This window comes from Chryseobacterium herbae (assembly GCF_025154075.1).
Lineage (GTDB): Bacteria > Bacteroidota > Bacteroidia > Flavobacteriales > Weeksellaceae > Chryseobacterium > Chryseobacterium herbae.
This window is the reverse complement of the sequence record NZ_JAOAMU010000003.1, coordinates 193,742-207,599: the sequence shown is the minus strand read 5'-3', so window position 1 is coordinate 207,599 and position 13,858 is coordinate 193,742. Positions and strand designations below refer to the sequence as shown.

Genomic DNA, 13,858 nt, shown 5'->3' with positions numbered 1-13,858 from the left:
ACATATTAAAACGCACCTGTATTCAATTTCAACGGTGTTCCATGACATCCGTCATTCCAAAAAATGTGCTTTTTCAGGTTATTCTTTCCCCTGATTGGCATTACTGCTGATGAACATTTCATTGCGCTCTTCCGAAACAATTTCCAGGAACCGCTCATAATGCTTGAGGACATCAGAAATGAGTTCATTCTTTGTAAAATACTGAACGTCATAGCCTTCTCTTCCATCTCCAAAATAGGATCTTGGATAGTGGGTTTTCTTATCATCCAGATCGGGAAGATTTTCTTCATTGATCATGTATTCGGAAACGGTTTTCACCTTATTTTCAACGCCATAGATAAAATTATTGACGACTCCCTGGTGGATTTCTATTTCTGTTCTGACAGGATTTTCGTAATGGTTTATTTGCGCTTCAATTCCATTAGCTGCAAATTCTTGCTGCAGATCTGTAAAGGCTTCTTTTGTTTTAACCTGAATAAAATGATCTACTGACGAATTATCTTTAAAGGAGACAATATTTTTTAAACGCTCTTTCCAAAATTCTCCTGACCAGGGAACGGTTGAAGCAGAAAAATTAGTATCATAATATTTCTGGTCAATGATCAGTCCCTTCATCAGACTTACTATAAATAAAAGGACAATGATTGAAAAGGGCAATGCCGTAATTAAAGTCATGCTTTGGAGTGCTTTTAATCCTCCAGCATTTAACAGTAAAAGGGAAAGCACGGCGAGTAAAATACCCCAGAATACGATCTGCCATTTCGGAGATTTAGTGGAATTTTTAGTAGCGATGCTGTTCATGACAAATATTCCCGAATCGGCGGAGGTCACAAAGAAAATAATAATGATGGCAATAACAAAAAATCCGGTCAGGGTTGACAAAGGCATATATTCTAAAAACCGGAACATCAATGCATCAGGATCGGACGCCAGCTGACTTAGTTTTCCATTAGCTACATTTAAATCGAACCAGATGGCACTGTTTCCAAATACAGACATCCAGATAAAATTGAACAATGTAGGGAGAACTAAAACTGCGAGAATAAATTCCCTGATGGTACGTCCTTTTGAAATTCGTGCGATAAACAATCCTACATAAGGCGACCATGAAATCCACCACGCCCAGTATAAAATAGTCCAGTCATAAAACCATGGCAATGCATTTTTCTCGTAAACATGGGTATTGAAAGTAAGATTGAAAAAATTATTGATATAGTTTCCCAATCCATCCGTAAAACTTCCTATCAGATAGACCGTCGGTCCTAATATCAGGACAAAAAGTAAGAGTACAATGACACTCATTACATTAATGTTGCTTAAAATTTTCACCCCTTTATCTACTCCGCTAATCGCTGAAAAAACAGAAAGAGCAATAAGACTGATCACAATAATCACCTGATTGGTAAAACTGTTTTCTGCGGTGATATGAAGTATATTTAATCCTGAACTGATCTGCACTACTCCAAATCCTAAAGTCGTGGTCAATCCGAAGAAAGTACAGCATAGTGCAAATACATCAATGGCATTTCCCCATTTACCATTAATTTTATCTTTCAGCAATGGATAAAAACAGCTTCGTAAGGAAAGCGGCAGTCTGTAACGATAAGCAAAGTATGATAAAGAAAGTCCTACGACTCCATAAATAGCCCAGGCATGAACTCCCCAGTGAAAAAACGTATATAATTGTGCCTGCTTGGCTCTGCTTACGTAATGATTATCGGCAAAAACTTCGGAAGAATAGTGCTGCATAGGTTCTGCTACACTAAAATAAATCAGCCCGATTCCCATTCCTGCGGCAAACAGCATTGAAATCCAGGAAAAAAAGGAGTATTCCGGCTTACTGTCGTTGGCTCCCAACTTTATATTCGCATATTTACTGAAGAGCAGGTAAACCAAGAAGACCACAAACAAAGTGACCGCCCAGACATACACCCAATTCAGATTAACAAATATAAACTGCTTAATCCCGTTTAAAATATTTTCCGTGGGTTTAGGATAAAGAGCCGAAAGAAAACATGTTCCGATAATAAAAATGAGACTTGGAATAGTAACACCTTTGTTGAAAGTAGACTTTAGATTTTTAAATTTCATCACCTTTATTTTTTCGTATTTTAATATTGACAGACACCTGGCATAGCCCTGGCTGAAGTACTCAAAGAATAATATGACTGCTTTATTTTCCTTATCAAGGAGTGTACTTAAGAACTATAGAAAGTTACTGTTTTCTTCAAAGATTGAACAGTAACGGGGGCACAATATAAGGAAACTTATATAAAAAAATAAAAATCAAGGCTGGGATTCGGTCTCATTCGCCTGTCCCAGCCCACATAAAATCTGCTTTAATTGACGTTATAGTGTTCAAAACTTTGCCAGTATTTATCTTTATAAATTTCGAGTGAAATTTTATACTGAGGGTTGTCTTTTATGATCTGGTCAAAGACTTTTGAGGGTTGTCTGAAGTCTTTGCTGGCAAAATAAATACTTTTACAGCTGTCTGCCGTTTCTCTCCCGATGTACAGATGGCCATTGTCAGGAGTCAGAACTTCTGCTGCATAATCTTCGATGATGTTCATCGTATTGTAATCTTTTTCTTCCGGGAAACCATCATTCCTGTTTCCGTCGTAAGAAATCTTCAGCACCGAGATCCATGGATACGAAGCTTTTGCATTGTATTTCAGTAAAGAAGCATTCACAGTAGCCATAAGCGGCATCCCGTTTTCCAAAGTGGCTTCAAGAAGGGAAAACTGATCTTCACCTTCCAACATCTTCATATCTTTATACTTTTCCGTGAACTCCCTTTCTCTCCAGAGAAGAAATTCTTTTAACTTTTCTATCGGAATAAGTTCCTGTTCAGCTTCATTTTTACCAATTACACTGAAAGTATCAATCTGAGTGGCGAAATTCAATTCACCTAAGAAATTATCCAGGAAAATACAGATTCCTGTTGTGGCTGAACCTCTGTTTTCCTCATTCAGATCATTATAGACGAATGCCAAATCTATCTCATCCGGATATCCGTCTATTTCATTGGAGTAAAAGAAGATATTATCTTTTGTGAACTCGCAGTCATTCATCCGGATTCCTACGTTTTCAATATCTGTTTCTGGCTTAAGGGAAGTTATTTTCCAGCGTTCCATCTTTGGAGCAGCGGCAACAAGTTCCTCCGCAAAAATCATTTTTTTAATCTCGCCTTCTACCGTAATGATAAGCTCTGCCGTTTGGTCATCAGACATTCCCGAGAGGAAATAATACCCCTCATGTATTTTGGAAAGCTCCGGAGCCATAACATCAAAAAACTGTCCTTCAATATGTTCTCTGTTTTTAACCACTTCAAAAAATGTTTTCTCTTTGGTCAAAAACCAATCCCAAAACTCTTTATAGGTTCTGGTTTCTTTTTCCGGCTGTTTTTTACCCAGAATCTTATCAAAAATCCCCATACTCTAATGAATTTGAGTTCCACCGATATACACATGCTCTGCATTCAGACTTCCCTGATTGTACAGAACGTTCTGGAAATTATCGGTTTTAAAAGTTACAAAATCTGCCTTTTTACCGGTTTCCAGCTTTCCTATGTCTTCAAGACCTAATGCATAGGCAGCACGGAAAGTCATTCCGGCCAATACCTCAGCGGTCGTTAATTTTTCAAATGTGGCTAAAATGGAAGCCTGGGTAATTAAATTTCCCATCGGTGCAGAACCCGGATTCCAGTCACTGGCGATGGCTACAATCGCTCCGGCATCCAGTAATTTTCTGGCTGGAGTAAACTTTTCGCCTAATCCTAAGCTTGCTCCCGGAAGTGCTGTAGCCACAGTATCTGATTGTGCTAAAAACTCAATATCTTCGTCAATAGTTGCTTCCAGATGGTCTGCAGACTTCGCTCCTACTTCCACGGCAATTCTTGAACTTCCCGGTGTAAACTGGTCTGCATGAACGGTAATATCAAAACCTAAATCTTTAGTTTTAAGAAGAAAATCTTTACTTTCTTCCGGCTGGAACGCAGATTTTTCGATAAAGATATCTACACGCTGAGCCAATCCTTCTTCTTTTACTTTGGGTAAAATTTCGGTAAGGATGTAGTTGAGATATTCTGTATTGCTTCCTTCAAAATCTCTTGGCTTCAGGTGTGCGGAAAGACACGTAGGAACCAATTTAGCTTTCGTCTGATCCTGTGCTTTCTTTATAATTCTAAGCATTTTCAGCTCGTTTTCCACGTCTAATCCATAACCGCTTTTTATTTCAATCGTCGTAATTCCCAATGATAAAAGAAACGCGATCCTTTCTAATAAAGTTCTAAGCAGTTCTTCTTCTGAGGCATTTCTTGTATGCTGTACGGAACTCCAGATTCCACCGCCACTTTCTGCAATTTCAAGATAGGTTTTCCCTGCATTACGCATCGCGAAATCATTGGCCCGGTTTCCTCCAAAACAGATATGGGTATGGGCATCTACAAACCCGGGAAGAACAATCTGCTCTCCTTCAATGGTTTCAATCTCTACATTCTGATTTTCAGATTTCAATGCCTCGAAGTTTCCGATTTTCTGAATTTTGCCGTCATTCACTACAATTCCTCCGTCCGTAATAACTTGTAATTGTTCATCAGATAATTTCCCTCTCAGTGGAAGGTCTGCTAAGGTTACAATCTGTTTAAAGGGTCCTATTAATTTCATTGATAAAGTTTAGGTTAAGGTTAAGGCTAAGGTTGAGTTTAGATTAAGTTAAGACTGATTATTATTTTTGAGATAGTTCGTAATTTTATTTAAATCGAATATCACTTCATCAATCAATTTTTGTATTTCTAAACAATCGTTTTCTGAAAAATATTTTACTCTGTTTCCGTATATCAGGTGGCTTTTCGTTTCAAATGCTGACCCTCTGGAAATATCGTAGAATCTGCTTTTATCATTGGCACTTCTTCTCCCAAAACCTTCAGCAATATTGGCAGGAATACTTTGCGCAGATCTTCTCAGTTGCGAAGTGAGTGCATAATCTTCCTTTTTAGGTAAGTCAGCAGATATAAGGAAACACCGCTCGGCAATATCCATTGCTTTTTGCCAAACCGGCATTTCGGTAAAATCTTTTATCAAATCGTCATTTATAATTTTTCCTCTCAAAAATACTTAAAATATATTAATCCTCTAAATCCAAGTTAGCCTTTACCTCAGCCTCTATCTCAGCCTTTTTTCTATCCCTGAAATTTCTCAGTCTAAACCTTAACCTTAGTCTAAATTTGTTATCTTTGAGGTAAATGAAATGAATTAATGCCAGATTTTTTACATCCAGATAAGGAAAACTACTCGCATGAAGAGCTTATGCAGGAGGAGCAGATCCGTCCCCAGAGTTTTAAGGACTTTGCGGGGCAGAGAAAAACTTTGGAAAACCTTGAAGTTTTTGTAAGTGCTGCCAAAAGACGTGGTGGTGCCCTTGATCATGTTCTTTTGCATGGTCCGCCGGGTCTGGGTAAAACCACTTTAGCCAATATTATCGCGAATGAACTTGGTGTAGGTTGTAAGATCACTTCCGGTCCTGTTCTTGACAAACCGGGAAGTTTAGCCGGCTTACTGACGAATCTGGAGGAAAATGACGTTCTTTTTATTGATGAGATCCACCGTCTGTCTCCTATCGTAGAGGAATATCTGTATTCTGCCATGGAGGATTATAAAATAGATATTATGCTCGAAAGCGGACCTAATGCAAGAAGTGTTCAAATCGGGCTGAATCCTTTTACTCTGGTGGGAGCTACCACAAGAAGCGGAATGCTAACAAAGCCGATGCTGGCCAGATTCGGTATTCAAAGCAGACTTGAATATTATTCTGTTGAGCTTTTATCGATGATCATTCAGAGAAGTTCGAGGGTTTTAGGCATTAAAATTTATGAAGATGCAGCCATAGAAATTGCAAGAAGAAGCCGTGGAACGCCGAGAATCGCGAATGCTTTGTTAAGAAGAGTCCGTGATTTTGCTGAGATCAAAGGGAACGGAGAAATTGAAATCAACATTACAAAATATGCATTGAATTCTCTTAACGTGGATGAATTCGGTTTAGATGAAATGGATAATAAAATCATGCGTGTCATGATTGAAAATTTCAAAGGAAAACCGGTAGGAATTTCCGCGCTGGCGACTTCAATTGCTGAAAATCCTGAAACGCTGGAAGAGGTTTATGAGCCGTTTCTGATTCAGGAAGGATTCATTATCAGAACGCCAAGAGGAAGAGAAGTAACTGACAAAGCTTATCAGCATTTAAACATAACCAGACCAAGAAGTCCCGGAGAATTATTTTAATAACATATGTTTATTCCCAAATTATACAGAAGCGAAGATCATGATCTGATGAAAGAAATCATCAGGGAAAATGCCTTTGCCTTACTTATTTCTTCGGTTGAAAAAATAAGGGCGACTCATGCTATGATGATGCTCAATGAAGATGATCCTGAGAATATGTATGTGGAAACTCATATTTCCAGAGCCAATCCTCAGGCAAAGACCATAAAGGACGGAGATGAAGTGCTGTGTGATTTCCTGGGAGCTCATGCCTATATTTCGAGCAGCTGGTATGATCATATCAATGTTTCGACATGGAATTATGAAGCGGTGCAGATTCATGGAAAAGTGCAACTCATGAATAACGAAGAACTGTATAGTCATCTGGAAAAATTAACTTCCAAATATGAAAATTTCCAGAAATGTCCGATGATGGTAAAAGATATGGGACGCGAATTTGTGGAAAAGGAAATGAAAGGTGCTTTCGGAATGAAAATATTTCCGACAGAAATATCCATCAAGCAGAAACTTTCTCAGAACAGAAAGGATCATGATTTTCAAAATATCATTTCGGAACTGGAAAATTCGGATGAGAACGGAAGGAAGATCGCTGAAAAGATGAAATTAATAAAGAAATAATAATCAAAATATATATGAAGCTATATCCAATACAATGTGGAAAATTTAAACTGGATGGCGGTGCCATGTTTGGAGTCGTCCCAAAGAGTTTGTGGGAAAAAACGAATCCTGCAGACGAAAAAAACCTGATTGAACTGGGAACAAGATCCCTGCTTATAGAAGACGGCAAGAAACTGATCCTTGTGGACTGTGGTCTCGGCAATAAACAAGATGATAAATTCTTCGGGCATTATTCGCTTTGGGGAGATGACAATCTTGATAAAAATTTAAAGAAATTCGGTTTCATAAGAGAAGATATTACGGATGTATTCTTTACGCACCTTCACTTTGACCATTGTGGTGGCGCTATCGAATGGAATGACGACAGAACCGGTTACAGACCGGCTTTTAAAAACGCACAGTTCTGGACTAATGAAAACCACTGGAAATGGGCTACAGAACCGAATCCAAGAGAAAAAGCAAGTTTCCTGAAGGAAAATATTCTTCCGATCCAGGAAAGCGGACAGTTGAACTTCCTGCCTCTTCCTACAACAGGAAATTACGGTTTTGCTCCTGATCTGAAAATGGATGTAATCTTTGTAGACGGACACACGGAAAAACAAATGCTTCCGGTGATCCAGTACCAGGAAAAAACGATTGTTTTCGCAGCAGACCTTATTCCTACTGCAGGACACATCAACCAGGTCTATGTGATGGGATACGATACAAGACCTCTTCTTACCGTGGAAGAGAAAGGGAAATTCCTGAAACAGTGCGTAGATAATGAATATTTACTGTTCTTTGAGCACGATGCCCATAATGAACTAGCCAGTCTTAAGATGACTGAAAAGGGAGTAAGATTGGACGAAATTCACAGTTTTAATGATGTTTTTGGATATTAATTTTTGATTATGGAAGAATTACATTCAGAGACCCAGAAAGCAGAACCGGAACCGTCACCCAAGATCATCGGGCTTACCGGTGGTATAGGTTCAGGAAAGACGACCGTAGCCCATTTCATTGAAGAGTTTGGATTCCCGGTTTATTATTCCGATGACAGAGCAAAAATGATCGTGAATGAAAGTGAAGACTTAAAGATCAGGATCAAAGAACTCCTTGGTGAGGAAGCTTATGACGCCAACGGCCTTTATGACAGAAAATTTGTCGCAGAAAAGGTTTTCAACAACAAGGAACAGCTGCACGAATTAAATGAAATCATACACCCTGCTGTAAAGATCGATTTTGAAGAATGGCTGAAAATACAGACGAAATATCTAGTCTTTAAAGAAACAGCATTGTTGTTTGAATTAAAGCTGAACAGACAGTGTTATAAGTCTCTTCTGGTGACTGCCGAAGATAATATCAGAGCAAAAAGAGTAATGGACAGAGACGGAAAAACCTACCGGGAAGTAGAATCCGTCATGGAAAAACAGATGTCTGAAAAGGATAAAATCAAACTGGCAGACTGCATTATTCACAACAATACCAATCTGGAGGATCTTAAGGAACAGACCGAACGGATCATCTTCAGTATTGAATAAAAGAAACCTCGTTAGAATAGCTCTAGCGAGGTTTTTTTATTTCCGGGGTTGACACGGAAAATGCATTTTATCAATATTCTTTTTGTCCTTTTGTCTTGAAACAAAAGAACGAAAAGTTCAAGACTGGAACCTTTCGCTAAAAATTAAAAATTAATCCTAAAATTCAATATTTCCCACCTTATTACCCATTATTCATTACCTGTTGCCCATCAAAAAAGCCCCCATTTCTGAGGGCTTCCTGTATTTAAAATTTACATATTATTCTTTGATGAATTTCTTCTGTACGGATTTACCGTTGTCTTCGATATCTATCACATAAACTCCGTTGATCAGTTTACTTACATTGATCTGGTTGTTTAGTAAGATCCCTTCAGCAATGATCTGCGCGGCTGCATTGTAGATCTTATATTTCGCTTTTTTGCTGATATTCTTCACATACAATACTGAGCTTACCGGGTTAGGATAAATCATAATATCCGTCTGGTTTACCGGATTCGCTACTGCAGGTTTAGAGATTCTTACTGAGTAATCTTCTACTTCCCCATTCGCAAATCTCATACAGTTTACCGGAACTCCATCTCTCATTAAAGCGATTCTCATCACTACATATTTATACGTTGTCATGCTTACAAAGGCATCAGCAGGTACGCTGAATGTTCCTGTAACAGGACTTGTAGTATTCGGAGGTGATGTGAATACTCTTTCATCGATATCAAAATATCCGTTTCTGTTGAAATCTATCCAAACGGCAATTCCTTCATCATGATTCGTTCCGTTCCATTTTTTCTCAATCGTGATCTGATTTCCTGTAGATCCCTGAACCATCTCTATAAATGTGGCAGGTACTCCGGTGTAATCTGTATAGTTTGAAGGTCCTGAAGCGTTTTCCATTTTAGGTCTTCCGTTCGGTGTTACCGTAACTTTGGCTATATGTTCATTCACAGAATTCTGAGAAGACATTTGACAATAGATCACGGTAGGTGTCGTGAAATAATACGGAGGAGTATAAGTTCCTGGTGTACCGTTACAGATATTGACTACCTGCATTTCGTATTTGGTATCTTCCAGCAATCCTGTTATCGTGTGAGCGTTAGTTGCTACCGGAATATTAGTCCAGCTCGGAATACCCACTTTTCTATATCTCAGGATATACGTAGCTCCCGGGAATCCATCCCATATCACTTCAGCTGTCGTAGGGGTAATCTGATTAATGGTTAATCCCGGAGGAGGCAATTCACATGTTCTCAGTGTAGTAAACACTACAGGATTTGAATATGGATTAGGTGTGCTTTCTCCCGTACACTGATTGGCTACCTGTACTTCATATTTCGTATACGGATCTAAACTATTTAATGCATAAGTATTACTAGGTGGAGCTGGCAGGTTAACGAGATTCCATACCGTTGCACCAACTTTTCTCCATCTCATCACATAGGTAGAACCTGTAACCAATGGGGTCCATGTAACCAACGCAGAGTTAGTCGTGATATTGGTCACTGAAACACTAGGAGGCGTAGGATCACATTTTGTATTAAATGCTCTGATCGGCGTAAAGGTACCTGTTGAAGTTCCACAGTTTGCAGCAATTTGTACTTCATAGGTCGTAAAAGGAACCAGGTTGGTCAACGTATATGGAACAGCGGTAACATATACTGATGTCCATGCAGTAGTTCCTAATATTCTGTATTGAAGCAGATAAGTAAGGTTATTCGTTGCAGCTGTCCAGTTAATAACAGCTGAATTATGAGTTACTGCTGTAAACGTAGGATTGGTTGGTGTATCTGTACTGCATGGTTTTAGCTTTACTACGTAGTCTTCCACTTCCCCGTTTACTGCATTCTGACACATTATAGGAGCACTTGAACGTTTCAATACGACTCTCATTGTTGTGGTCAGCGGTCCGTTATAAGCTCCGGCAGGAACCCCGAAATTAGCTGTAACAGGAGTTATAGTACTTGCTGCTGAGTTCAGGATCTGTTCTGATGTTTCAAAAACTCCGTTTCTGTTAAAGTCGATCCAGGCACTCACTGCATCACTGGCGGTTGCTGCTGTCCATCCTTTTGCCACAGAGATTTTATTACCAACAGAACCTATTTCCAAGGTAATAAGGGTAGCCGGTGTATTATAGCTCGTGTAGTTATTTTGTACAGAAGTATTATTCATTACTGCAAGCGCAGGATTTATGGAGGTCACGGTTACATTTGAAATGTGGTCGTTCGTTCCGGTGCCTGTCATAGGACAATACGTAATAGGCGGCGTTGTAAATTGTGTAGAAGGTGAAAAAGCACCCTGGCTACCATTACATTTTGTCGCCACCTGTACTTCATATTGAGTTTGTTCTGTTAAGTTCAGAATTGTATAGGTATTTCCTGGAGCCGGTACAGGATCTACGGTTGTCCAAACGGTAGTTCCCACTTTTCTGTATCGCAATACATACGTTGCACCTGTTGTTGCCAGCCATGAAACATCAGCTGTAACAGGAGTAAGGTTGGTCATGGTAATATTGGTTGGCGGAGCCGTAGTACAACCAGCTTGATCTATTAGTTTTACTGCATAATCCTCCACTTCACCATTGGTAAAGTTACCACATGCGGCAGGATTAGCAGAATCTCTAAGGACAACACGCATACGGGTTGTAAGCGGTCCTAAATAAGCTGCAGCAGGTACTGGAAATGTTGCAGTGACCGGAGTTGTTGTATTATTCGCCGCATTTAAAACCCTTTCAATGGTCTCAAAAGTACCGTTCTTATTAAAATCTATCCAGACACTTACTGCTTTGCTTGATATCGCAGCCGGCCATGATTTGGAAATTGAAACACTATTATTGGCTGATCCGCGAACCAGTGTTATCAGTTTTGTAATGTCAGATGAATAATCTGTATAATTAGCTGCTGCTGAATTATTACTCATCGTATATGAGTTCGTAGCACCAACTGTGACATTGGAAATATATCCATTATCCGTATTGGTAGAGGCTGCAGCACAGTACAGGGTTACAAAAATTGAAACCGGTGAAAAGGCTCCCTGTATTCCTGCACACACATTGGCGATCTGGAATTCATAATGGGTTCCCGCTGTAAGAGCGGAAAGGGTCACTGTATTGGTAATAGGCGCAGGAGTAACTGTTGTCCAGGCTGTAGTTCCTGCAACACGATATTGGAAAACATAGGTTGCATTAAATGATGCATTCCAGGTCACTGTCGCCTGCGTCTGTGTAATCGCTGAAACTACAATTCCTCCCGGTGCTGCAGTAGTACAGATAGGAAGCGTTTCAATGGTCGCAGTTCCTATCGCGTAGAATACATTATTGATGGCGCTCACCCTGATTTTGGCGGTACCTCCTACTGTTAAAGGAAAGGCACTAAAATCCAAAGCCTGAGTTCCGTCATTCGGTGTTGACGCAGCTACGACATTCCACGTAACTCCGTTATCTGTTGTAAAATCTATTTTTACATTGGGAGCATTGTAAGGAGCCGCGTTGGTATTCACAACATCCCAGGTAACAGTCGTAGGTCCGTTGTTATATATTACTGTTGGGTTTACTTTAAAAGGACCATTATTGCCTACAATAATAGTCTGTGTTGCTGATTGCGTCTGCTGCTGATTGGCAGCCGGATTATTATCTCTTGCAGTAACCGTAAACTTGGTGGTTCTTGCCACTGTAGATACAGCTTCCCAAAGATTATTGGCATTATTTAAAACACCTGCAAGCACTGAAGAAAATCTCGGGAAATAACGGGTAGGACTTACTGTTGGAGCAACAGATCTAAAAGACGGACCATTCGGTGTATCTCCTAAGTTAGCATTATTGATCACTACATTGGCAATATCTACCTCCTCCCAGTTAAAAGTCATAGGATCATTCTCAGCATCTGTAGCAGAGGCTGTAAGAACAAACGCTGTTCCTTTTGGAATATTATAGGTAGGAAGCGCCGCGATTACCGGAGGTGTATTGGTAATCACTGTTTCTATATCACATGTTTTACTGATCAGATTCGCCTGAATCTGGGTGATATTGGTAATATTAAAATAAGGATCTGAATGTGGCTGTACATCAGTAGTGGGTCCGGTAATCCCGGCATAGCCCATAATACTTGATCCTGAGCCCGGCTCTACACTGGTGGAAGAACCTAACTGAGGAGCAGAATATGAAAAGCTGTGAACGCCCCCCAACTGGTGACCTATTTCATGAGCTACATAGTCAATGTCAAAATTATCTCCGACAGGAGGGCCGCCGCCAGGAGATGTCCATCCTGATCCTTTATCATTAGCCGTAGGCGTTAAATTATCCCTGCATATACATCCGATACATCCAGCGTTTCCACCGGCTCCCGGAGGAGAAAATAGATGTCCTACATCATAGTTTGCATTCCCTACCCCAGCTGTAATTACATTCTGCACCTGAGAGTTCCAGCCAGCAATACCATTGACAGTTCCTCCTTCAGTTGCTGAATAAGGATCTGTATCAGGATTGGTATAAATTAAATTTGGATAATTCTGTAAATTCATATGGAGTGCAAAATCTTTTTCATAGACTCCATTGATTCTTGTGATCGTGGCATTCATCGCAGCCAGTGCTCCGGCCACGGTACCTCCATGGTATTGCGTATATTCTCCGCATACTGAAAGGGCAAGTCTTAAAGTTCTGTACTTCTTGTCTGAGTTTTTTGCAAAGTCGGCAGGCTGATTAAAAAAAGCTTTCCCCTGCTGGCGAAGCTCATCAATATCATGTCTCGCGCCTTCAGTTTCTTCTGACGAACATACAAATCCTTTTTTGTCTTTTCCTGTTTTCTGATGAACCCTGTAGATTGTCTTTGCCGGATTGGCAGGTTCTATAAATTCATAATTTCCATCCTGAATGATCATGGATTGAAAATCATTAGGTGCTAAACTGAACCTCAAATATCTGGAGGGGTCATCCATCCCTACTCCAACATAAGAGCCTAGCTGATACTGATCTGCAAGTTCTTTTGCTACAACCGGAAAGCTGTAGACTGCAAATTTTTCAATCTTCCCATTCATGGTCGGGAGAGATATGATTACTGGTTTTGCATTTTTACCAGTTTCCTCTGCTTTGGCAAGCTGTAATTTCAGCTGTGAAATGTCCAAAGAGAAATAGCTGTCTGATTTTGAGCCATCATTAGCTCCTTTTCCATTATATACTGCAGGTGCCCATTGTGCATGGATCATTGCAAACAAACAAAGGAAAAAGAAAGAAATAGAAATTTTCCTCATAACTTTTTCAATATTTTGTAATAATCTGACAAATCTAGCATATTTTTTAATAAAAAAAAATACATACCATTAATTTATTGACAAATGAATAATAAAGCATCAAAAAGATTAAAAAAATAACTATAAAACTTTAATTATAAGTAAAAAATTCAACTGTTATTGAATTATTAATTAAAAAACTTTTAATCCGGTTCGAAGGAACCT

General features: G+C 39.5%; 9 protein-coding genes. 4 read left to right on the top strand and 5 right to left on the bottom strand.

The window, feature by feature from the left end; all coding sequences use genetic code 11:
• Nucleotides 1-78 precede the first annotated feature (78 nt).
• From N0B48_RS10920 to N0B48_RS10905, 4 genes are all read right to left on the bottom strand, one after another.
• On the bottom strand, nucleotides 79-2,091 hold the full coding sequence (locus tag N0B48_RS10920; RefSeq protein WP_259838838.1) for a BCCT family transporter: 2,013 nt from the start codon (nucleotides 2,089-2,091) through the stop codon (nucleotides 79-81).
• 248 nt (nucleotides 2,092-2,339) lie between these two features.
• Nucleotides 2,340-3,437, bottom strand: a complete 1,098-nt coding sequence (locus N0B48_RS10915; RefSeq protein ID WP_259838837.1) for a DUF695 domain-containing protein — start codon at nucleotides 3,435-3,437, stop codon at nucleotides 2,340-2,342.
• Between the two features lie 3 nt (nucleotides 3,438-3,440).
• A complete protein-coding gene (gene hutI / locus N0B48_RS10910; RefSeq protein ID WP_259838836.1) occupies nucleotides 3,441-4,667 on the bottom strand; it encodes an imidazolonepropionase in 1,227 nt (408 codons plus the stop codon).
• Between the two features lie 48 nt (nucleotides 4,668-4,715).
• Nucleotides 4,716-5,084 (bottom strand): four helix bundle protein, encoded by a 369-nt coding sequence (locus N0B48_RS10905; protein ID WP_259838835.1) that lies wholly within the window; start codon nucleotides 5,082-5,084, stop codon nucleotides 4,716-4,718.
• A 174-nt stretch (nucleotides 5,085-5,258) separates the two neighbouring features.
• Between N0B48_RS10905 and ruvB the strand changes: the two genes are divergently transcribed.
• Genes ruvB through coaE form a run of 4 tightly spaced genes read left to right on the top strand, consistent with a single transcriptional unit; the run spans nucleotide 5,259 to nucleotide 8,419 of the window.
• Entirely contained in the window at nucleotides 5,259-6,281 is a 1,023-nt protein-coding gene (gene ruvB / locus N0B48_RS10900; protein WP_259838834.1) for a Holliday junction branch migration DNA helicase RuvB, read from the top strand.
• Nucleotides 6,282-6,287: 6 nt separating this feature from the next.
• Nucleotides 6,288-6,899, top strand: a complete 612-nt coding sequence (locus N0B48_RS10895) for an FMN-binding negative transcriptional regulator (RefSeq protein WP_259838833.1) — start codon at nucleotides 6,288-6,290, stop codon at nucleotides 6,897-6,899.
• A 14-nt stretch (nucleotides 6,900-6,913) separates the two neighbouring features.
• Nucleotides 6,914-7,780, top strand: coding sequence for an MBL fold metallo-hydrolase (locus tag N0B48_RS10890; protein WP_259838832.1), 867 nt, complete (start codon nucleotides 6,914-6,916; stop codon nucleotides 7,778-7,780).
• A 9-nt stretch (nucleotides 7,781-7,789) separates the two neighbouring features.
• The gene (gene coaE / locus N0B48_RS10885) at nucleotides 7,790-8,419 is read left to right on the top strand and encodes a dephospho-CoA kinase (protein ID WP_259838831.1); all 630 of its coding nucleotides are present in this window, start codon (nucleotides 7,790-7,792) and stop codon (nucleotides 8,417-8,419) included.
• 258 nt (nucleotides 8,420-8,677) lie between these two features.
• Here coaE and N0B48_RS10880 read toward each other — a convergent pair whose 3' ends face one another.
• On the bottom strand, nucleotides 8,678-13,654 hold the full coding sequence (locus N0B48_RS10880) for a GEVED domain-containing protein (protein WP_259838830.1): 4,977 nt from the start codon (nucleotides 13,652-13,654) through the stop codon (nucleotides 8,678-8,680).
• Nucleotides 13,655-13,858: the final 204 nt, after the last annotated feature.

What these genes read in the sequence shown, in the direction of transcription:
- N0B48_RS10920 (WP_259838838.1), bottom strand. Translation starts at nt 2,091, where the DNA reads ATGAAATTTAAAAATCTAAAGTCTACTTTCAACAAAGGTGTTACTATT.
- N0B48_RS10915 (WP_259838837.1), bottom strand. Translation starts at nt 3,437, where the DNA reads ATGGGGATTTTTGATAAGATTCTGGGTAAAAAACAGCCGGAAAAAGAA.
- hutI (WP_259838836.1), bottom strand. Translation starts at nt 4,667, where the DNA reads ATGAAATTAATAGGACCCTTTAAACAGATTGTAACCTTAGCAGACCTT.
- ruvB (WP_259838834.1), top strand. Translation starts at nt 5,259, where the DNA reads ATGCCAGATTTTTTACATCCAGATAAGGAAAACTACTCGCATGAAGAG.
- N0B48_RS10895 (WP_259838833.1), top strand. Translation starts at nt 6,288, where the DNA reads ATGTTTATTCCCAAATTATACAGAAGCGAAGATCATGATCTGATGAAA.
- N0B48_RS10890 (WP_259838832.1), top strand. Translation starts at nt 6,914, where the DNA reads ATGAAGCTATATCCAATACAATGTGGAAAATTTAAACTGGATGGCGGT.
- coaE (WP_259838831.1), top strand. Translation starts at nt 7,790, where the DNA reads ATGGAAGAATTACATTCAGAGACCCAGAAAGCAGAACCGGAACCGTCA.
- N0B48_RS10880 (WP_259838830.1), bottom strand. Translation starts at nt 13,654, where the DNA reads ATGAGGAAAATTTCTATTTCTTTCTTTTTCCTTTGTTTGTTTGCAATG.